We start from the raw sequence: 20239 nt of genomic DNA on the forward strand, positions 1-20239 counted from the left end.
CAGATCCGGCTTTCACCGCTGAGCCAACGAAGGAATAGTTTTGGCAATACTTCGAGATGCAAGGTGGTCGGCGGGTGGCGTAGTATAGTGAAACGAACGATGCAAAAAATGTCATCGATTGTCGTTCACGCAACGTACCTTTTTGATTCAGCGTCTTTATCGGAATTTTTGAAACCCCATTCCCGTCTGGCTCGAGACGTACCGCAGGGGTTCAGGATCACAACCCCATCCAAACACCACCGTTCGCCCGTCTTTGCTCCCGGGGGGCTGGACTGCTCCAATTCGTATGCACTATGTGTGCAACACAAAATCGCCTTCTGGCGTGCTATATCGGGTATTTGGCGGTCGCGCGGATTTAATCGACTTGAAGCGCATTGCAACTAGAGTGAATTAGAGAACTCCGCTACTCCGCTACTCAGCGACGGAACGTGGTCATTTGCATCGCGTAGCGCGGATTAAGGAATTGATGAGTTGAAGGGGGCTTGGGGCAGGGGCAACAGCAACCCTTGCGGGTGGGTCTCGGATCGCGTTTTGACAAGCGACTGATCCGGTAACCAGTGCGAGAGAACGTGATACGAACGCCTCTGGCGCGGACGCAGTGATAATCCATCGTTAAAGCTGCAATGGCCGCTTGCGACGCCTTTTCGATCGCAACCATCGTGACAAACGGCGCAAACCACAGCTTTGCGTCTGTTCAGCGTTCCATCTAACTCTTGTCCCAATAGTCAGATTTCAACACGCGTTTATTCATTTTCCCGGTTGCCGATCGTGGCAAGGTATCTCGAAATTCGATGCTCCGGGGGCACTTCAGGGCGGACAGTTTTGAGCGGCAAAATAGCATTAAAGTTTCAGCCATATCTTGCGAATTTTCATGTTCCGGCAGCAATTGCACAACCGCATGAACGGCTTCACCAAAATCTTCGTGAGGAATGCCGATGACAGCGGCGTCAAGGACAGCGGGATGGCCAAGCAGCGTATCTTCGGTTTCTTGCGGGTAGATGTTCACGCCGCCGGATATGATCAGGAACGACTTTCGATCTGTCAAATAGAGATACCCGTCATCATCCAAACGGCCGATATCGCCCAGCGTTGTCCAGCCTCGCGCGTTGGTGCAAGCGCGGGTCTTTTCGGGATCACCATGATAGGCAAATTTCTGACCGTTCTCAAAGTAGATTTCGCCTTCGGTTCCCACCGACACTTCATGGCCATCAGCATTGCAAATATGCACCACGCCCAGTTTTGCACGACCAACTGACCCGGGATGGGCCCGCCATTCTGCGCTGGTGATCGCGGAGAACCCGTTATTCTCAGTACCTGCATAATACTCGTGAATAATGTCCCCCCACCACGCCAACATGTCATGTTTGATGTCTATGGGGCAGGGAGCTGCCGCATGAACCGCCATTCCCATTGAGGAGAGATCGTACCGTGCGCGCACGGCCTCGGGGAGTTTCAGCAGGCGCACAAACATGGTCGGCACCCATTGACTGTGTGTGATCTTGTAACGTTCAATCAGGCGAAGGGACGTTTCGGCGTCGAACCGGTCCATGATCACCGCTGTCCCGCCCATCTTGATCGTGACCATCGCATGCCTCAGGGGCGCTGCATGATAAAGCGGTGCTGGGCAAAGGTATCGTGTGTCAGGGCCGTAGCCGAACAAACCGTTCAACAAATCAATGAGCATGGTCCGCGCCCCCGGAGGGCTCTTTTCCAAAGGCCATTTGATGCCTTTTGGGCGTCCGGTCGTGCCGGACGAGTAAAGCATATCGAGTCCTTGGGCTTCATCAGGGATCGGGGTTGTTTTTTGATCTGAGACTTCTTTGGACCAGAAAGGGTATGTACCGCTGGGTGCTCCAACGATCATGATCTTGCATTGGTCTGCCTGCACGGGGGCCAATTGTGTAAGAATATTGACAAACTGATCACCCGCGACGAGCAGCCGTGCATCACAATCGGCCAGAATATAGCCGATTTCATCCGGGTTTAGATGCGTGCTGATCGTCGTATAGTAGATGCCAGCGCGATCCGCCGCGAAGCAGACTTCGAGCATTTCACGCCGATTTTCCATTAGAATGGCAATATGGTCGCCGGCATCGATGCCCTGTGCCCGCAATACATGCGCACCTTGGTTGGCGCGTGTTTCCAAGGTGCCAAAGGTGACGGTTTCACCGGTGGCGGCCATAATAAACGCAGGCTTGTCCCTGGGGTGCGCCCGCGGCTGGTATGGATAAGTGTGTTCGGGCATGTTGGTCAGAATTGCACAAGGGTCTTGCCGAAATGACCACCCGTGCGGAGATGTTCCATGGCGGGTTTCAGGTTTTCGAAGGCAAATGTTTCACCCAAGGCGGGACGCAGGCTGTGTTGCGCCATCGCGCGCAGCATCGCCGTGAACCCGTCGCGATGGCCTACTGTCACGCCTTGCAAGCGCACCTGACGGGCCACGATGGGGCCCAATGACGCTTCGATATTCAATCCTGACAGCACGCCGATCATCGACAGCGTCCCGCCCGGACGGACCGCGCGCAGGGACAAGGGCAAAGTCTTTGCACCGCCCAGTTCGATAATGTTGTCATAGCCGCCTCTGTCTGCCGTGATCTGACGACTGGCGCGCGCCCAATCCTCTGTTGTGCGGTAGTTGATCGTGGCATCTGCACCCATCTTGCTCACGCGTTCCAGTTTGTCATCGCTCGAGGAAATCACGGTTACATGTGCGCCCTGCATCTTTGCAAAGGCCAAGGCAAACAGTGCGACGCTGCCGGTGCCCTGCACCAAAATCTTGTCGCCCGCTTGCGTTTGTCCATGGGTGACAATCGCGCTCCAGGCGGTCAGGGCAGCGCAAGGCAAAGTCGCGGCTTCGGCGTCCGAAAGGTAGTCGGGTACTTTGACCACACCGTCAGCAGAGAGGCAGACACGGTCAGCCATGACCCCATCAAGCGGGCCACCCAAGGCTGACGAAAACCGTTCTGGCGTAGGCTCCCCACTGGTCCAGTTCTGGAAGTATGTGGGGCACACAAGGTCACCTGTCGCGACGCGAGTTACATCGGCACCGACCTCAATGACTTCGCCAACACCGTCTGACACCGGGATCAATGGCAGCTCGCCCGTCGCTCGTCCATAACCGCGTTCGGGTACGATAATATCACGGGCGTTCAGCGAGGCCATGCGCATCGCCACGATCACCTGACCGGGGCCACATACCGGGTCAGGTCGCTGTGAAAGTTTGAGATTGTCAAATCCCCAGTCACCTTCGATCTGGAATACACGCATGGTCTATGGCCCTTTCTGAGCGGTCAGGCGCGCCACTCTGTCTTTGAGAATATTGGTGGCCCCATCGGTAAGGCCCGCAATCTGTGCAGCGGCGATATGACGGGTAAAGGGGTGCTCTGGCCGCAATCCTTCGGCACCCATCAATTGCAACAACTCCGGTAGATGTGTTTGTGCGGTGGTGACGGCCGCTATTTTGGCCTGTGCGGCCGCAAGTTGTGAATCTTGGCCTGCGTCGATCAATGCTATGGCCTTCGCGGTCAGGTCTTCTGCGGCGCGCAATGCTGTTTCGGCTGCGGATAATTGCGTCTGCCAACTCGGTATGGCGTTCAGCGGTTTGCGAAAGCTGTGACGCTGCGCGCCATAAGCTGTGACGTCGTCGATGGCGCGTGCGAGCATCCCGTTGCACATGGCGGCAACATAGGTGCGGGCACCGTTGATCTCGGTCAGAATGGCTTTGAACGCGGTTCCGGGGGCAATCAGCAGGGCATCAGCGTCAACGCAGACATTGTTCAGAGTAAAACCGCCGGTCCCCATGCTGGTCTGGGCAAAGCCTGCGTCGATGGCGTAACGATCTACGCCTTGTGAATTCAAATCAACCAGAAAGGCACCGATGCCGTCCGCGTCACCGATGGTGGTGCACTGGGCATAGATGATGCTCAGACCTGCATGGCGTCCATTGATGATCCACGTCTTTTCGCCATTCAGCGTCCAGCCGCTTTCCGTTCGGCTCGCCGTTGTGGTCACGGCTGCAAAATCACTTCCCGTGCCGGGTTCAGTCAGTGCGGTACAAGCGCTCATCTGGCCGCCAAGCAGGTCGGGCCCATAGCGCTGGAAGAGCGGGTAGGGTGCAATTTCGGTCAGCCGCAGCGCGATATTATGCGTGTTGACCAGAGACATCGCAAAGCCGAAATCCGCGCTGGCAAGAATGCGGCAGGCGGCGGCGCGGGTGGCAAAATCGAGACCGAGCCCACCAGATTCCAGCGGCACTTGCATCCCCAAAATACCCAGAGATCCCGCCATTTCATACATCGCCGGATCAGGACTGCCACCCATCGACCAACTTGGCGCAGCAGGCGAAATACGATCTGCGGCGAATTCTGACACCCGATATAGAAAGGCTTGTGTCATCTCTTGGGGCGTCCCCATTTGGCCAGTAAATCACTTGTCACTCCAACGATGCCGCGCGGCATGAAGATGGTCGCAAGCACAAGCACCAGGCCATACAGGATCAGCCGGAAGCTATCGGCAAAGCGCAGGTACTCCGGCAGGAATACGACGAAGAATGCGCCGATGATTGGCCCTGCAATCGTGCCCGATCCGCCCACGATGACGGCAAGGATCGCATCAAGCGACTGGGCCACGCCAAAAATCTCGGGGTTGATGAAGCTCTGATAGTGGGCATAAAGCGCACCCGCCAAACCCCCGAACATGGCCGAGATCACAAAGGCGAATAGTTTGTATTTCCAAGCCGCAATACCGATGGCTCCGACGAGATCCTCGTTCTGACGGATCGCGATCAGCGTTTGTCCGATGCGCGAGCGGATGATGAGGGCCGCAAGCGTCGTCATCAACACGGCAATGATCAGGACAAAATAATAATAAACCTCACGGTCGCGCCAGTTGAACATTCCGTTGTTATCGCCCGGTTTGGGAATTCCTGTAATGCCCGCCTCGCCTTGGGTCAGTTGGTGAAAGTTCATCAGAACGATGAAGATCACCATGTTGAACGCAAGGGTAACAATCGCAAAGTAATGCCCTTTGACACGCAAACTGGGGTAGCCTGTCAGCAGTGCAAAGAACGCGGTGACGAAGGGTGCCAGTGTGATGGTCAGCCAGACGGGCAGATCAAAGTGGATGCCCATAAGCGCCGTGGAATAGGCCCCGATCCCCATGAAGCCCGCCTGCACAATAGAAACATAGCCGGTGTAGCCTTGGATCAGGTTCTGTCCTTGCGCCGCGATCACCCAAATCAGGGCAAGCACGCTGAGATGCAGGTAGTATTTCACAGCAATGAACTGCGGAAGCAGAATAAAACCCGCCAGTGCTACTGCGTAGAAAATCGCTGTTCGGTTCAGGGTCATCATGCTTTTCCCATCAGGCCTTGGGGGCGGAACAAGAGCACGCCAATCATCACCACAAAAGCGATCACGTCCTTGTAAGCGGAGGAGATGAAGCCCGCGGCCAGTGCCTCGGTGATGCCGAGTACAAGGCCACCGACCACCGCGCCGGGGATTGAGCCCAAGCCGCCAAGGATCAGCACTGCAAAGCCCTTCACCACCAATCCTTCACCGATGCCAGGTGCTATGGCGAACAGTGAGCCGACCATGACACCTGCGCAAACACCAAGCGCGGTCGAAATCGCAAAGACGACGAGCGGTATTGTGTTCACGTTCACGCCCATCAGGATCGCCGCGTCGCGGTTTTCTGCGACCGCGCGGATCGCCTGGCCGGTTTTAGTTTTCTCCACGAACAGCGTCATGGCGATGATCAGCAGGGCGGCGGCGAGGATAACGTAAAGCCGCAGCTCTGGAATCGTAACGCCGCCAACGTTGAAGACACGCGACAGATCGGTTGGAATCACGACTTGTTCGTGGCCGAAGAATTCAAGGTTCAACCCTTCAACCATCATCGTCAGGCCCAGTGCCACGATAAAGGCGTTGATGTGATTGGCGTTCCGGACCGGCCTGTAGGCCAGCAACTCGATCAAGACGCCAAGGACGAGACCGACAATGAGTGCGACAAGGATCGCAAAAAGAAGAGGAAAACCCCAACTGGTCACAAAGAAGAAGGTAAGATAGCCGCCAAACATCGACACCGAGCCATGGGCGAAATGGGCGATCCCAAGGATACCGAAGACCGTGGTTAGGCCCAGTGCGATCAGCACATAGACGCCACCGATGGCCACGCCATTGATAATTTGCTGAATGACTTCAACCATGTCCGGTCCTACACATAAGAGGAAAAAGGGGGCACAGGCACATCGCCCATGCCCCTTCAGGAAGAAATCAGTCGATTGTGCTGAGGAAGGCCGAATAGGCGGTCGCGTCAGATGGCAGATCCTGCACAAACACCCAATTTCCGCTTTGCCATTGGAAGGCACCGTTTGATGTATAGGCCTGACCGTTCACGTCGAACATCTTGCCGTCAACCGGCAGGTATTGCATCACCACTTCGTCTGGCACAGCCAGTCCGCGCAGCGCTGCGGCCACGGCGGCAGTATCATCCACTGTGCCCGCAGCTTCGATTGCGTTTTTCAAAGCATAGGTCTGGTCATAGGCGTAGGGAGAGCTGGGGGACGGCGCGATCCCGAATTCAGCGGAGTAATTCGCATGATACGCCTTGCCATTCTCGGATGCCGACAGCAGCGTCAGCTCTGTCGGGCGCAGATCCCAGACACCTTCCATCTGCTCGGACGTTGCAACGCGCAAAAACTGCTCTTCACTGCCCGAGGTGAAGCCATACCGCGGCACATCAATGCCCAGTTCAACCGCCTGACGGTAGATGAAGGCCGCCGGCTCAACATAGCCAACCACGAGGATCGCATCAGGCTCTTGTCCACGGATCTTGGTTAATTGCGGAGACATATCGCGGTCTTTGAGACCAAACGCCTCGCGGCTTACAATCTCGCCACCGGCCTTGTTCAACTCTTTCTCAAAAGCGTCCACATAGCTGGCATAAAACCCCACATCGAGGGCACCCAGAACAGCGACCCGTTTATGACCTTTCTCAGCGACAAACGTACCTGCGGCTGCCCCGGTGTAGTCCGCTGGCGGGCGCGTGCGCGTGAGGTTTGGAATTTCGCGCGTGGTGATAGAACGTTCCGCCGCATTGCCCACTAACATTACCGCGTCTTCGTTCTCGATAAAGGATGCAACAGCGCCGGTCGCACCGGAGCAGCAAAACCCGAGGATGTATTTCACGCCGTCGCGGTCGATCAGCTTGCGCACCGCGTTGGAAGCTTCTGTCGGGTTGGCTTTGTCATCATAGGCGATGACGTTGAGCATGTAGGTGTCGTCGCCCACTTTTATGCCGCCGGCTGCGTTGATCTCTTTCGCAGCGAGGTTAACGGCGTTGGCTTGCGGCAGGCCGTATACTGCACCCCCGCCAGTCAGGGCGTCGCTTACCCCGATATCAAGTGTCTTGTCTGCGGCAAAGGCGGCGGTGGCCGTCAATGCGAATGCAGCGGTTATGGCTGTCAGTCTCATGTGTGTCTCCTCCCAGAAACGTTAAAGTCCCAAACGTTGATCTCAGTGGCCCAGATATGCCTTTGCGACATCCGGGTGTGATTGCAGTTCCGCGCCCGTGCCGCTCAGCACGATCTCTCCGGCCTCAAACAAATAGGCGCGATCCGCGAGGCGTAGCGCCATGGCAGAGTTCTGTTCGACCAGCAGGATAGTCTTGCCCATCTCTTTGATCCGTTTGATGGTTGCGCCAACCTCGGCCACGATTTTTGGGGCCAGCCCCAGCGATGGCTCGTCAAAGATGCACAGCTTGGGGCGGGCCATCAAAGCACGCCCAATGGCCAGCATCTCCTGTTCTCCGCCTGAAAGTGTCCCTGCCGCTTGGGTCGAGCGATCCCGCAGAATCGGAAACATATCCATCATCTCGTCGATATCGCTGGTTTGCTCGGCGTCGGTGCGGGTGTAGGCCCCCATGCGCAGGTTCTGCAGAGTCGTCATTTGGGGAAAGACCTGCCGGCCCTCAGGACACATGGTAATGCCTGCCTTGACAATCGCATGGCCACTTTGATTGGTAATATCGCGGCCTTCAAACGTGATAGTACCAGCGCTAGCCGGCACAAGCCCGCAGATAGCCTTGAGCGTCGAGGACTTGCCCGCGCCATTGGCCCCGATCAGGGCAACACACTCACCCTCACCAACTTCAATATCAATGCCGTGGATGACTTCAATCGGGCCATAGCTGACGCGCAGGTTTGAAACGGCCAGCATGCTCATGCTGCCTCTCCAAGGTAGGCGTCAATGACCACCGGATTGTTGCGGATCTCTTCAGGTGTGCCTTCAGCAATCTTCTGGCCAAAGTTCAACACGACGATGCGGTCACTGACATCCATGATCAGCGCCATGTGGTGCTCGATTACCAGCACCGAGACACCAAGGGCGCGGATGGATTTAATCAAATCACTCAGCGTTTTACGTTCGTGCGATACAAGACCGGCAGCGGGTTCATCGAGCAAGAGTACTTTGGGACCGGAGGCCAAAGCCGTTGCTATCATCAAGAACCGCTGCTGCGCAGAGCTGATCGTGCCGACGCGCTTTTGCTCGACCTCCTTCAGCCCGGTGATGTCAAGAATATGGGCGACGCGCTTTTCCAGCGCACTATCTTCGACCGGGTTGCGACCGATGCCAAAGACCGAAGACAACGGATGCGACGTTCGGGTGACGTTGCTGCCCAGCATGATCTGTTCGCGCACCGTGAATTCGCCGAATGTGCTGGCAGTCTGGAACGTGCGCGCCAGACCCTGCGCAACGCGCGCATACTCAGGCAAAGCATCGATTTGCACATCGCCGAGCACAATTTTGCCAGAAGTGATGGCAAAGATGCCTGCGAGGCTGTTAACGGTTGTAGATTTTCCAGAGCCATTGGGTCCGATAAGTCCAAGGATTTCAGCCTCTCGCACCTCGAAAGACAAGTCGCGGATGGCGTGAACACCACCAAACGATTTGCACAGTGTATCCACCTTGAGAACAGGCGCTGTCATGAAACCCCCTTCCGCACGTCGATTGCGGTTCTTTGACGGTAGCGAGGTTAATGAGTCGCTCAAAATTCAAAGATTTAGTCTTTGTATCTAAAATTTAGATGCATATGATTTCACGGATTAGTTGAAACAAAGGCGGCACATGGTAGTTAAAATTAGAAATATAACATCAATTCAAGTGTTTAATGTCGCATGTCAGACTGGAAACGTAACGCGGGCCGCTCAGTTACTTAACATAAGCCAAAGCTCTGTGAGCTACCACATCAAAAAATTGGAAACTGACCTGGGGTGTTCCTTGTTTCGACGAACCAAGAAGGGGTTGGAACTGACTGAGGAAGGCACCTCGTTGGCGATCCACGTTGAGAAAGGCTTGAGCATGATCCAGACGGGGCTGGAACGGGTCGCGAACTTGGCGGGATCAGTCAAAGTCGCGCTGCTGCCTATGTTCTCCAGCCGGTGGCTTTCGTCTCGTCTGGGCAGTCTGATGGAGCTGCATCCGGATTTACAATTGTCGATGCACAACCACAACAACAGTTTTGCAAGAATGCAAAATCCGTCCAGCTTTGCTGATCTTGGTATCCAATGGGGCAAGGGTAATTGGAGTGGCTTTGACGTCCATCGCCTGTGGCCCGAAAAACTGGCCGTGGTGTGCAGCCCGGCGTATTTGGCGGCACATCCAATCAGTCAACCAATGGATTTGTACAAGTGTAACTTGCTCCATGTTGACGACAGCCGAATGTGGGACGAATGGCTGGCGCTGAACGCATTAACCACAAACGCTGGACAGGCTCAAATGATGTTGGAAGATCGGCACTTTCAACTGAGTTCGACAATCAACGGGCTGGGGGTGTCGCTATTTGCCTCATGGTTGGTGGAGGAAGAACTTAGAAGTGGTGTTCTGGTGAACCCTTTTGGGCGCAACTTTGAAACATCCTTTGCGTACCACCTGATCGTGCCCAAGGGCGAAAAGCCGTCCAAGCCCGTCGAACAGTTTTGTGATTGGTTGCTTCAAATGCGCGGATCGCAAGCAGAAGGGACATCTTAAATTGCATGTCCGCATTTTTCGGTTTGAGGCTTTTGAAGCAGGGTGCAGCATCGGGCATCGGGCATCGGGCATCGGGCATCGGGCATCGGGCATCGGGCATCGGGCATCGGGCATCGGGCATCGGGCACCGGGTTTCGCTTCGCCATGCGCCGCTGTGCCCTCAAGGAGTCAGCGTCAGCAATCGCTGCGAATTTTAAAAAGGCCGGCCGACGAAGAAGCGCACCGCGATGCATGTTGCATGAAAAAATAAGTGAGCAGTGTGCAAGTAAAGTGCCCTTGAGAGGCCGTATCCTTGTCGGCGGTTTGCGAAGTCCATAACTGTGTGCGGTTGTCGTTTGAGGAGGAGCTCACTATCGCTGACCCACCCAATCGCCGCCTTTTAATGGCCCTCGCCCTTGGGGGCTAGACCGCCCCAATGTCGCGCTCTGCCGGGGTAGATTGAACACTTGGTTTTCCGCGGAGTCAGGCGAATGAAGACTGGGGTTAGGCGACGCCGACAAGCGATGTATCGACCACGTTTTTCGGGCCTATCCTTTCGGTGGAATTGGTGGGGTCAAGAGGAAGAATTCTGCTTTGCTTGCAACGCTGACCGCTACTTATGGCTTTAGGTTTTTCAGCTTTCGCGGTCTACCAGTCAGGTAGCCGGGTTTCAAAATACCTTGTAAGCCTAAACGACATCAGTCCCTTTATCTTGGATTTCAAAGCAAGGATGGTTGAAATCTTGGCGGGGCTGCCGTCTTGCGCATTGTAACGGATCACCTCTTTGGTCTCTGTGATAGCCCATCGCATAGGTTAGCAATCTTTGTGCGGGCTATGTGCACACGAGCATTTTATCTTTCCCATAGCGTTTCTCCGACTGAGTCGAGCGATAGAAAAGGTGGCTCAGACTAAAAACCAACCCAATTATCGCCATCCGCATGTCTTAACTCCTGGGGGACTAGACTGCCCCAATTCGTGTGCAGTATGGTCCCAAGAACCAGCCCGTGGACCATAGGAGAACCAAGAATGCTCGACAACGCAGCCACTGCGGCGGCGAGATTATTCTGCGCGCCCATGATGGATTGGACTGGTTCATTTTTAAATTCAATAACTTAAACGGCGTCGTGTGCACTATGTGTGCAACGTGAAGTCGCCTTCTGGCGTGCCCTACCGTACGTTTGGCAGTTAAGCGGATTTGGCAAGATTTAAGCGCGTTGGAACCGGAAGTTCCTTGGGACCTTAACTCATCAGCGACACGATTTAACATAGCCATTTATACTGTGCCACGCCGTTTAAGAATTGAGTGAGTTGAAGGTCGCACTAGGGTTGGGACGACTCTAGCCCTTGCGCGTCGGTCTCGGATTACGTCTCGATTGTTGATTGATCCGGTCACCATTGAAAGCGGACCTTGTTTGCGCGCCATAGCAGCAGAGATGTCAGAGCAAGTCGTGTGTTCCACACGTTGGAGCAAACTTGGTTCTTTCCTTCTCAAAGGGGCAAAGCTGTTTTGACAGTTTGGCTTTGCCTCTGTAAAGAATCGCAGCCTTGACTTGGTTACGGAAGTGTTCTCTCTGGATTGATTTTACCAGTTTGATTTGTCCAAGAATTGATGTCATCAAACTACATGGTTTTCCTGAACGTTAGTCATAACACCGCTCTTGTTGCAGCTTCTGTGTTGATCGCGCTTGCGGCGGGATTCACCGGTTTGACTTTGTCAAAAGACCTTTCAAAGCAAAGTATTTCCCGCCGAAAAATATCTGTTGCGGCGTCAGCGATTGCCTTGGGTGGTGGCATTTGGTCAATGCATTTTGTGGCGATGCTTGGGATTCAGATGCCCATCTTGTTTTACTATGATGCTGCTATCACGCTGGCGTCAGCGTTGCTTGCGATCCTTATTGTTGGAACCGCTTTGCTGCTTTTGCATTTTCGTGAACGGACACCTGCCACGGTGTCCGCCGCGGGGGCTTTGGTTGGGTGCGGTATACTTGCGATGCACTACATTGGTATGGCTGGACTGCAGTTGTGCCGTGCTGTCTATACACCGCTTGGGCTTGGTCTGTCGGCCATTTCAGCCATTGGTTTGTGCATTGCTGCGTTCTGGATCGCCTACGGTCAGCGAACCAATCGCAGCATCCTGCTTGGCACGCTTTGTTTCGGTTTTGCTGTCTGTGCAGTGCATTTTGTGGCAATTGCCAACACAAGGTTTGTTGCTGTTCCCACGTTAAATGAATTTGGTCCGGTCATGAGCAATGAAACGCTGGCCATCGGAGTCATCATTTCAAGCTTTGTTATCTTTGGTGGGTTCTTGTGGATGGGTGTGACTTTCTTTATTCCGTCTATTCCTTTGACGCATGACTTAGTGGTTGATGCCGCAAAACCCGCCGCAGATCCGGTTTCAAGACCTGCGCCCGTGGCACTCCGCATCCCGTGTGAGCAGAACGGCGTCACGCATCTGATTGACCCCGCGCAAGTCGCTTTTGTCCGCGCCGAAGGGCACTACACAAACGTCTATACAAAGAGCGGCCAACACTTCTGCGTTTGGCCGATCACCGAGGCAGTCAAACGGCTGGCAGAGGCTGGGTTTATCAGGACCCACCGCAGCTATCTGGTGAATCCAGTGAAGGTTGATCACTTCGAGCGCAACAAGGACAACGGCGTTTGCCATTTTGCCGAGAGCTGCATGCCCCCTGTGCCGGTCAGTCGGTCCAACCTGAAGGTCGTCCGCGACGCTCTGGGCCTATAGGCTTTCGCAGTTCGTGCAGGCATAGGCGCATTTCGTGAAAATCAGATGGCATCTCGCTAAATAACGCAAGCGTTGGCATGCGGCTGCGTACATTCTTCCCTTCCAACACATATCTGCGGATCGGGAGGAGAAGCAATGATACCAGCGGCGTTTGAGTACTATAGGCCCACAGACATGGCGGGCGTGATCGCCCTGCTTCAAGAGCATGGTGACGAAGCGCGCGTCATCGCAGGCGGGCACAGTCTGATACCCATGATGAAGCTGCGGATGGCAGAGGTGCCGCACCTGGTCGACCTTCAGGGAATTGCGGGATTGAGTGAGATTACCGTCGCAGACGGAACGATCCGCATCGGCGCAATGACCACGCAGCACGACATCATTAACTCTGCGCTGCTCGTTGACGCTGCGCCAATCATGAAAGAGGCCGCACTGCAAATCGCGGATCCTCAGGTCCGCTATATGGGCACCGTAGGCGGCAATGTGGCAAACGGTGATCCCGGCAATGACATGCCCGGTCTGATGCAATGCCTAAATGCGCAATTCCACCTGACTGGCCCCGATGGGGACCGTAGTGTTGATGCACGTGATTTCTACGAGGCGGCCTACATGACCGACCGCGAGGATGAAGAGGTGCTGACTGCGGTTACATTTGCCGCACCTGTCGGTGGCTACGCCTATGAAAAGCAAAAACGCAAGATCGGTGACTACGCCACCGCTGCTGCTGCCGTGCAGATCAGCAAAGCGGACGGCAAGGTGGCGACTGCGTCGATCGCGATGACGAACCTCAGCGACACACCGGTTTGGTCCGAAGCCGCCGCTGATGCGCTGATTGGTACAGATTGCCGCGAGGCCGCGATCAAGGCTGCTGTGACTGCCATGCTGGATGATATCGACCCAACAGAAGACAACCGCGGTCCGGTCGCATTCAAACGCCACGCCGCGGGCATCGTTCTTGGCCGCGCAATCGCGCGCGCTTGGTCACGGGCTTAGGAAGGAATTTACAATGTCGAATAAGATGCATGTCAAACTGAATGTGAATGGTGAGGATCATGAATTCCTTGCCGAACCGCGTGAGCTGCTCATCTATGCGCTGCGCGAGAAGCTGAACATCACGGGACCGCACGTTGGCTGTGAGACATCACACTGCGGTGCCTGCACGGTTACAATGAACGGCAAGTCCGTGAAATCCTGCACTGTCTTTGTCGCCCAAGCCAATGGCGCCGAAGTCACCACAATTGAAGGACTTGGCAGCCCGGATGCGCTGCATGTCCTGCAAGAGAACTTCAAAGAGCACCACGGCCTGCAATGTGGTTTCTGTACGCCAGGTATGATCACGCGCGCGGCGAAGCTGCTTGAGGAAAACCCAAACCCGACCGAAGAAGAGGTCCGTTTTGGCATCGCTGGCAACATTTGCCGCTGCACGGGATACCAGAACATCGTAAAATCCATTCTGTCAGCAGCGTCTGAACTGAATGCGGCCAAGGAGGCGGCACAATGAAAGACGAAGTCACACGCGAAGAACGGGTCGCTGGCCTGAAAGGCATGGGCTGTTCGCGCAAGCGGGTTGAAGATGCGCGCTTTACACAGGGCAAGGGCAACTATGTCGATGACATCAAGCTGCCGGGCATGTTGCACGGTGATTTCGTGCGCTCGCCCTATGCCCACGCGCGGATCAAGTCGATCAACAGCGACGCAGCGATGGCGTTGCCCGGCGTAACGGCGGTTCTGACCGCCAAAGATCTTGAGCCACTCAACCTGCATTGGATGCCAACGCTCGCGGGTGATAAGCAGATGGTTCTTGCTGACGGTAAGGTGCTCTTCCAAGGCCAAGAGGTTGCCTTCGTTGTTGCCTCCGACCGCTATGTCGCGGCTGACGCGGTGGAACTCGTTGAAGTGGAGTACGAAGAGCTTGAGGTTCTCGTTGATCCTTTCAAATCCCTGCAGTCCGATGTGGTTCTGCGCGAGGATCTGGTGGCAAAAGATGGCTCGATCCCCAACGGCGCGCATGGCCCACGCAAACATCACAACCATATATTTACGTGGGAAGCGGGTGAGGAAGAAGCGACCAATCAGGTCATCGACAATGCCGACGTCGTCGCCGAATCCGAAATGTATTACCACCGCACTCATCCATGCCCCCTAGAGACATGCGGCTCTGTCGCGTCGATGGATAAGGTGAACGGCAAACTGACCCTTTGGGGCACATTCCAAGCACCGCATGTGGTGCGCACGGTTGCGTCTTTGTTGTCTGGGATCGAAGAGCATAACATTCGCGTCGTCTCACCCGATATTGGTGGTGGTTTCGGCAACAAAGTCGGAGTGTATCCGGGTTATGTTTGCTCGATTGTGGCCTCCATCGTGACAGGCGTTCCTGTGAAATGGGTTGAGGACCGGATGGAAAACCTGATGTCCACCGCTTTTGCCCGCGACTATTGGATGAAAGGCAAGATCAGTGCCACGAAAGAAGGCAAAATCACAGGCTTGCACTGCCATGTGACCGCCGACCATGGTGCGTTCGACGCTTGCGCGGACCCCACGAAGTTCCCGGCTGGCTTTATGAACATCTGCACGGGGTCCTATGACATCCCGGTTGCTTATCTGGGCGTTGACGGGGTCTACACCAACAAGGCACCCGGCGGTGTTTCCTATCGTTGTTCCTTCCGCGTCACGGAAGCTGTCTATTTCATCGAGCGGATGATCGAAGTCCTCGCGATTGAGTTGAACATGGACCCGGCCGAATTGCGGTCGATCAACTTTATCAAGAAAGAACAGTTCCCCTATACGGCCGCGCTTGGCTGGGAATACGACTCTGGTGATTACCAGACGGCGTGGGACAAGGCGCTGGAAGCTGTCGACTACATAGGTCTGCGTGCCGAGCAGGCCGAGCGTGTCGAAGCCTTCAAACGCGGCGAAACCCGGAAAGTCATGGGGATCGGTCTGTCGTTCTTTACCGAGATCGTCGGCGCTGGCCCTGTCAAAAACTGCGACATCCTCGGCATGGGTATGTTCGATAGCTGCGAAATCCGTATTCACCCAACCGGGTCGGCGGTTGCACGGCTTGGCACGATTTCGCAAGGGCAGGGGCATGCAACGACGTTCGCGCAAATCCTTGCGACCGAGATTGGCCTATCTGCGGAAAGCATCACGATCGAAGAGGGCGATACCGATACGGCACCTTACGGTCTGGGCACTTACGGCTCTCGGTCAACGCCGGTTGCGGGTGCTGCCGCGGCGATGGCGGGACGCAAGATCCGTGCCAAGGCACAGATGATTGCGGCCTATCTGCTTGAGGTCCACGACAATGACGTGGAATTCGACGTGGACCGGTTTGTCGTCAAAGGTGCACCTGAGCGGTTCAAGACCATGAAAGAGATCGCCTATGCTGCCTACAATCAGGCCATTCCCGGGCTAGAGCCGGGTCTGGAAGCGGTCAGCTATTACGATCCCCCCAACATGACCTATCCGTTTGGCGCCTATGTATGTGTGATGGACATTGATGTTGATACCGGTGTGCCTGAAATCCGCCGCTTTTACGCGTTGGACGACTGCGGTACGCGGATCAACCCAATGGTGATCGAAGGCCAGATCCACGGTGGCTTGACCGAGGCCCTTGCTGTCGCACTGGGCCAAGAGATTGCCTATGACGACATGGGCAATGTCAAGACAGGTACGTTGATGGACTTTTTCCTGCCAACGGCGTGGGAGGTTCCCAACTATGAGACGGACTTTACGGTCACACCCAGCCCGCATCACCCTATTGGGGCCAAGGGCGTAGGCGAAAGCCCGCATGTGGGTGGCGTGCCTTGTTTCTCAAACGCGGTACAAGATGCATTCCGGCCGTTCGGCAACCGTCACACCAATATGCCCCACGATCATTGGCGCATTTGGCAGACGGCCAACCAACTGGGCATGCACGATTAATAGACCGGGCGCGGGCCGAATTGCGCGGCCCGCGCCACCGGGAGGGATCAAATGACTTGGAAAACGCTGCAATCGGCGATGGCTGATCAGGGCTATATTGCGTCTGGTGATTTGGCGATGGCGCTGCATTTGTCGCTGTCGCTGGGGCGACCACTGCTGCTTGAAGGTGCTGCTGGCGTCGGAAAGACCGAAGTGGCGCGCGTTCTGGCCGCCGTCGAAGATACGCAGTTAATCCGTTTGCAGTGCTACGAAGGTCTGGATGCCGCCCAGGCAATTTACGAATGGAACTACCAGCGCCAGCTTTTGGCGATCCGTGCCGCATCAAAGGATGGTGAGACCGGAAAAAGCGTCGAGGCGCGCATATTCTCGGATGAATTCCTGTTGGAAAGGCCGTTGCTCAGGGCGATCCGCCAAGACAAAGCCCCTGTTCTGCTGATCGACGAGATTGATCGGGCGGATGAAGAGTTTGAGGCTTACCTGCTGGAAATCTTGTCGGAATTCCAGATCACAATTCCCGAAATGGGTACAATCATTGCCACAACACGCCCCATTGTCATCTTGACCGCCAATGGAACCCGTGACCTGAGCGACGCCTTGCGCCGCCGCTGTCTGTACGCGCATGTGCCCTATCCTGATCACGAGACAGAGCTGGCTATTCTGGTAACGCGCTACCCGGACATCACCGACAGGCTATGCGCGCAGATCGTCGGCTTTGTGCAGGCATTGCGCAAACAAGAGCTCGAAAAGAAACCCGGCATCGCTGAAATGCTCGATTTTTCCGCCGCCTTGATGGGTCTTGGTGTGGCTGATCTGACCGCTGATCCAGCGATATTGCAGGCGACCCTGACAACGCTGCTTAAAACACAAATGGATCGTGATGCGATCCCGACCGAGATCGCCCAACGGCTGGCGGGAAAAGCTGCATGAGCCGCGTGACCAAATTCGCCGCCCGCGATCCGGGGCCTGCAGCACGCATGGCTGGGTTTGTGGCGCATCTGCGCGACAATGGACTGCGCCTTGGCGTCGGTGAAACCGGCATTGCCTTGGACGCGCTGACCCATATTAACGCCGCAAACCCGCATGATGCGCGCCGCGCGCTGAAATCCGTCTTTACAGGATGCGCCGAAGAGGCTGCGCAGTTCGACGGCCTATTCAACAGTTTCTGGATGAACGGCGGACGGGTCAAAACCCGCGTGACACCAACGGCGACACCAAGCCAGAGCGAAAATGTCCACTCCTCGCGCGAGGCCGACGCAGAGGAAGACACCAGCGGGGGTGCCGGCGATATCAGCGCGCCAGACGGCGGTGAAGGCGAAGCGACAAGCGAAGGTGATGGCAAATTGGTTGCCACCGATGTGACCAACCTGTTCAAGAAGGACTTGCGCGATGTTGTGCGGCCTGAGGATATCGAGGCTGCGGAAAAAATTGCGTTGCGCTTGGGTGCTGCCCTGCGCGACCGCAGATCACGCCGCCGCAAAGCTGCCCGCAAAGGCGACCAGATTCATTTCCGCAAAGTCATGCGGCAAAGCCTTGCGACCGGGGGCGAGCCATTTGCGCTACCCAAACGCTATCGACCGGATCGTTCACTGCGGATAACGGCCATTTGCGACGTCTCCGGCTCAATGACGGTCTATTCGCGCATCTTTCTGGCCTTTCTGGCAGGGCTGATGCGGGCAGATTCCCGCGCGGATGCTTATCTTTTTCACACACGGTTGGTGCGGATCACCGAAGCTTTGCGCGACAAGGATGCGTTGCGCGCGTTGGCCCGGTTATCTTTGCTTGCTGATGGTTTCGCTGGGGGATCCAAGATTGGTGAAAGCCTTGGCAGCTTTGCGAACACCTATGGTCGCCGGTTTGTCGACAACCGCACCGTCGTCATGATCTTGTCTGACGGCTATGACACCGCATCTCCGGATGGGATTTCAGAGGCTTTGGTCCGTTTGAAGAAACGTGGCTGCAAAATCATCTGGCTCAATCCGCTTAAAGGATGGAACGGCTATGAGCCAACCGCGCGCGCCATGGCTGGGGCCCTGCCGCATCTTGATCTGTTCTGTGCGGCGAACACGTTGGCAGACCTCGCCGCACTAGAGCCGGAGTTGGCCCGGTTATGACGCCCAAACAGATCATGGAACACAGCCTGCAAGAGGGCGAAGATTATTTCGCCATCGCGACGATTGTACGGACCGCCGGGACGACAGCGGCCAAGCCGGGGGCCAAGGCGCTTTTGCGGGCAGACGGGACAATTCTTGAAGGGTGGCTTGGCGGCGGATGCGTGAAGGGTGCGATCAGGGAGGCAACGTTGCGCGCCTATACCACCGGTCAGCCGCAATTCATCTCGGTCGCGCCAGAGGAACATCTGGCCGAAAAGGGTGTGAAGGCGGGCGACGACGTGGACGGTGTCCGATTTGCGCGCAACGGTTGCCCGTCCAAAGGCACCATCGACATCTTCATTGAGCCGCATCTGCCAGAGCCTGATCTGTTGATCTTTGGCCAGTCCCCAGTCGCCGTAAAACTGATGGAGCTGGCCCCCCAATTTGGCTGGACCGCCGCAGAGGCCGCAACTAACGCGCCTTTGCCAACTCGCTTGCCCGGTAGCGGACGGTATCTGGTGATCGCGACACAAGGCCAGGGTGACTTGGCCGCACTCCAGACAGGACTGGCCGAAAGTGCGGATTATGTTGCGTTTGTTGGCAGCGCAAAGAAGTTTGCCGCATTGTCGGACAAGCTTGTGGCGACAGGCGTCAATGCGGCGCAGATTGCGGATGTTCACGCACCTGCCGGTCTCAACATCGGCGCAGTGACCCCGGCTGAAATCGCCTTGTCGATCTTGGCCAAACTGACACAGGTGAAGCGCGAAGTCCTGGCGCAGGCTGCCCAAAATGGATAGGATTGGGGCGATCATACTGGCGGCGGGGCTGTCGCGCCGGATGAAAGAGCGCAACAAGCTATTGCTGCCCATTGGAGGCGTGCCAATGATCCGGCATGTCGTAGAAACCTACCTCGCTGCGATTGATGGCGAAGTCTGCGTCGTTACTGGATTTGAAGCGGTGCGGGTTGATGCGGCTCTTGCGGGGCTGCCTGTCCGACTTGTACACAATGAAGACTTCGAAAAGGGCCAGCCCTTTTCGGTTCGAGCGGGGCTTCTTGAAGCCCCAAATGCAACGCATTTTCTGATCGGGCTTGGCGACCAACCACAGATCAAGGCAGGCGACTTGCGCGCATTGATCAAGGCACATCTGAACGGAGACCCAGCAAAGATATCGATCCCTTATCAGGGAGGGTTGCGGGGCAATCCGATCATCGTGCCGTGGGGCATGCGGGCCCGGCTGCTGTCAGACAAAGCAAATCCGGGCTGTGGAAAATTCACCCGCGCCAACCCCGATTTGGTGCAGCATGTCCCCTTGTCGCAGCCCGGTTTTTTCAATGACATCGACACGCCTGCCGCCTTTGCCGCGTATCAAAAAATAGCTTCCGAAGGAGTCAGACCATGAGAAGATTACTTTAATACTTCAGAGCCTAGCGTCGAAAAGGGGCTCTTACCCCCGCGCAAGCCGAAACGCTTGCTACC

The 20239-nt window shown here is 55.9% G+C and carries 17 protein-coding genes; 9 read left to right on the plus strand and 8 right to left on the minus strand.

The window, feature by feature from the left end; genetic code table 11:
- Positions 1 to 706: 706 nt before the first annotated feature.
- The 8 genes from RLO149_RS08415 to RLO149_RS08450 form a co-directional block, all read right to left on the minus strand.
- Complete coding sequence (locus RLO149_RS08415; protein WP_245538144.1) at positions 707 to 2182, minus strand: acyl-CoA synthetase; 1476 nt, start codon at positions 2180 to 2182, stop codon at positions 707 to 709.
- 68 nt (positions 2183 to 2250) lie between these two features.
- Entirely contained in the window at positions 2251 to 3267 is a 1017-nt protein-coding gene (locus RLO149_RS08420; RefSeq protein WP_013961659.1) for a zinc-dependent alcohol dehydrogenase family protein, read from the minus strand.
- Between the two features lie 3 nt (positions 3268 to 3270).
- Positions 3271 to 4395: an acyl-CoA dehydrogenase family protein gene (locus RLO149_RS08425; RefSeq protein ID WP_013961660.1), complete on the minus strand. Its 1125-nt coding sequence runs from the start codon at positions 4393 to 4395 to the stop codon at positions 3271 to 3273.
- Positions 4392 to 5348 carry a branched-chain amino acid ABC transporter permease gene (locus RLO149_RS08430; protein ID WP_044025263.1) on the minus strand — a complete coding sequence of 319 codons (957 nt, stop codon included), beginning with the start codon at positions 5346 to 5348 and terminating at the stop codon, positions 4392 to 4394. Before RLO149_RS08430 ends, RLO149_RS08425 begins: the two co-directional genes overlap by 4 nt.
- Positions 5348 to 6205 carry a branched-chain amino acid ABC transporter permease gene (locus RLO149_RS08435; protein ID WP_013961662.1) on the minus strand — a complete coding sequence of 286 codons (858 nt, stop codon included), beginning with the start codon at positions 6203 to 6205 and terminating at the stop codon, positions 5348 to 5350. Before RLO149_RS08435 ends, RLO149_RS08430 begins: the two co-directional genes overlap by 1 nt.
- Before the next feature lie 67 nt (positions 6206 to 6272).
- The gene (locus RLO149_RS08440) at positions 6273 to 7472 is read right to left on the minus strand and encodes an ABC transporter substrate-binding protein (protein WP_013961663.1); all 1200 of its coding nucleotides are present in this window, start codon (positions 7470 to 7472) and stop codon (positions 6273 to 6275) included.
- A 42-nt stretch (positions 7473 to 7514) separates the two neighbouring features.
- Positions 7515 to 8216 (minus strand): ABC transporter ATP-binding protein, encoded by a 702-nt coding sequence (locus RLO149_RS08445; RefSeq protein ID WP_013961664.1) that lies wholly within the window; start codon positions 8214 to 8216, stop codon positions 7515 to 7517.
- Between the two features lie 2 nt (positions 8217 to 8218).
- Positions 8219 to 8986, minus strand: a complete 768-nt coding sequence (locus RLO149_RS08450; RefSeq protein WP_013961665.1) for an ABC transporter ATP-binding protein — start codon at positions 8984 to 8986, stop codon at positions 8219 to 8221.
- Between the two features lie 139 nt (positions 8987 to 9125).
- On the opposite strand from RLO149_RS08450, the gene RLO149_RS08455 reads away from it, so the two are divergent.
- The 9 genes from RLO149_RS08455 to RLO149_RS08505 all read left to right on the plus strand — a co-directional run bounded on the left by RLO149_RS08455 (position 9126) and on the right by RLO149_RS08505 (position 20162).
- Positions 9126 to 10028 (plus strand): LysR substrate-binding domain-containing protein, encoded by a 903-nt coding sequence (locus tag RLO149_RS08455; protein ID WP_013961666.1) that lies wholly within the window; start codon positions 9126 to 9128, stop codon positions 10026 to 10028.
- 1603 nt (positions 10029 to 11631) lie between these two features.
- On the plus strand, positions 11632 to 12750 hold the full coding sequence (locus RLO149_RS08470; protein ID WP_013961669.1) for an MHYT domain-containing protein: 1119 nt from the start codon (positions 11632 to 11634) through the stop codon (positions 12748 to 12750).
- A 135-nt stretch (positions 12751 to 12885) separates the two neighbouring features.
- A complete protein-coding gene (locus tag RLO149_RS08475; protein WP_013961670.1) occupies positions 12886 to 13740 on the plus strand; it encodes an FAD binding domain-containing protein in 855 nt (284 codons plus the stop codon).
- 13 nt (positions 13741 to 13753) lie between these two features.
- A complete protein-coding gene (locus RLO149_RS08480; protein WP_013961671.1) occupies positions 13754 to 14248 on the plus strand; it encodes a (2Fe-2S)-binding protein in 495 nt (164 codons plus the stop codon).
- Positions 14245 to 16671, plus strand: a complete 2427-nt coding sequence (locus RLO149_RS08485; RefSeq protein WP_013961672.1) for an aerobic carbon-monoxide dehydrogenase large subunit — start codon at positions 14245 to 14247, stop codon at positions 16669 to 16671. The genes RLO149_RS08480 and RLO149_RS08485 overlap by 4 nt, the downstream gene beginning before the upstream one ends.
- A gap of 51 nt (positions 16672 to 16722) precedes the next feature.
- On the plus strand, positions 16723 to 17598 hold the full coding sequence (locus tag RLO149_RS08490; RefSeq protein ID WP_013961673.1) for an AAA family ATPase: 876 nt from the start codon (positions 16723 to 16725) through the stop codon (positions 17596 to 17598).
- Complete coding sequence (locus RLO149_RS08495) at positions 17595 to 18782, plus strand: vWA domain-containing protein (protein WP_013961674.1); 1188 nt, start codon at positions 17595 to 17597, stop codon at positions 18780 to 18782. The genes RLO149_RS08490 and RLO149_RS08495 overlap by 4 nt, the downstream gene beginning before the upstream one ends.
- Entirely contained in the window at positions 18779 to 19558 is a 780-nt protein-coding gene (locus RLO149_RS08500; protein WP_013961675.1) for an XdhC family protein, read from the plus strand. Before RLO149_RS08495 ends, RLO149_RS08500 begins: the two co-directional genes overlap by 4 nt.
- Positions 19551 to 20162 carry a nucleotidyltransferase family protein gene (locus RLO149_RS08505; RefSeq protein WP_013961676.1) on the plus strand — a complete coding sequence of 204 codons (612 nt, stop codon included), beginning with the start codon at positions 19551 to 19553 and terminating at the stop codon, positions 20160 to 20162. Before RLO149_RS08500 ends, RLO149_RS08505 begins: the two co-directional genes overlap by 8 nt.
- The last annotated feature ends 77 nt before the right edge of the window (positions 20163 to 20239 follow it).

It is taken from the genome of Roseobacter litoralis Och 149 (assembly GCF_000154785.2).
Lineage (GTDB): Bacteria > Pseudomonadota > Alphaproteobacteria > Rhodobacterales > Rhodobacteraceae > Roseobacter > Roseobacter litoralis.

What these genes read in the sequence shown, in the direction of transcription:
- RLO149_RS08420 (WP_013961659.1), bottom strand. Translation starts at nt 3,267, where the DNA reads ATGCGTGTATTCCAGATCGAAGGTGACTGGGGATTTGACAATCTCAAA.
- RLO149_RS08485 (WP_013961672.1), top strand. Translation starts at nt 14,245, where the DNA reads ATGAAAGACGAAGTCACACGCGAAGAACGGGTCGCTGGCCTGAAAGGC.
- RLO149_RS08450 (WP_013961665.1), bottom strand. Translation starts at nt 8,986, where the DNA reads ATGACAGCGCCTGTTCTCAAGGTGGATACACTGTGCAAATCGTTTGGT.
- RLO149_RS08505 (WP_013961676.1), top strand. Translation starts at nt 19,551, where the DNA reads ATGGATAGGATTGGGGCGATCATACTGGCGGCGGGGCTGTCGCGCCGG.
- RLO149_RS08455 (WP_013961666.1), top strand. Translation starts at nt 9,126, where the DNA reads ATGGTAGTTAAAATTAGAAATATAACATCAATTCAAGTGTTTAATGTC.
- RLO149_RS08475 (WP_013961670.1), top strand. Translation starts at nt 12,886, where the DNA reads ATGATACCAGCGGCGTTTGAGTACTATAGGCCCACAGACATGGCGGGC.
- RLO149_RS08425 (WP_013961660.1), bottom strand. Translation starts at nt 4,395, where the DNA reads ATGACACAAGCCTTTCTATATCGGGTGTCAGAATTCGCCGCAGATCGT.
- RLO149_RS08430 (WP_044025263.1), bottom strand. Translation starts at nt 5,348, where the DNA reads ATGACCCTGAACCGAACAGCGATTTTCTACGCAGTAGCACTGGCGGGT.
- RLO149_RS08470 (WP_013961669.1), top strand. Translation starts at nt 11,632, where the DNA reads ATGGTTTTCCTGAACGTTAGTCATAACACCGCTCTTGTTGCAGCTTCT.
- RLO149_RS08440 (WP_013961663.1), bottom strand. Translation starts at nt 7,472, where the DNA reads ATGAGACTGACAGCCATAACCGCTGCATTCGCATTGACGGCCACCGCC.
- RLO149_RS08435 (WP_013961662.1), bottom strand. Translation starts at nt 6,205, where the DNA reads ATGGTTGAAGTCATTCAGCAAATTATCAATGGCGTGGCCATCGGTGGC.
- RLO149_RS08500 (WP_013961675.1), top strand. Translation starts at nt 18,779, where the DNA reads ATGACGCCCAAACAGATCATGGAACACAGCCTGCAAGAGGGCGAAGAT.
- RLO149_RS08415 (WP_245538144.1), bottom strand. Translation starts at nt 2,182, where the DNA reads ATGGCCGCCACCGGTGAAACCGTCACCTTTGGCACCTTGGAAACACGC.
- RLO149_RS08445 (WP_013961664.1), bottom strand. Translation starts at nt 8,216, where the DNA reads ATGCTGGCCGTTTCAAACCTGCGCGTCAGCTATGGCCCGATTGAAGTC.
- RLO149_RS08495 (WP_013961674.1), top strand. Translation starts at nt 17,595, where the DNA reads ATGAGCCGCGTGACCAAATTCGCCGCCCGCGATCCGGGGCCTGCAGCA.
- RLO149_RS08480 (WP_013961671.1), top strand. Translation starts at nt 13,754, where the DNA reads ATGTCGAATAAGATGCATGTCAAACTGAATGTGAATGGTGAGGATCAT.
- RLO149_RS08490 (WP_013961673.1), top strand. Translation starts at nt 16,723, where the DNA reads ATGACTTGGAAAACGCTGCAATCGGCGATGGCTGATCAGGGCTATATT.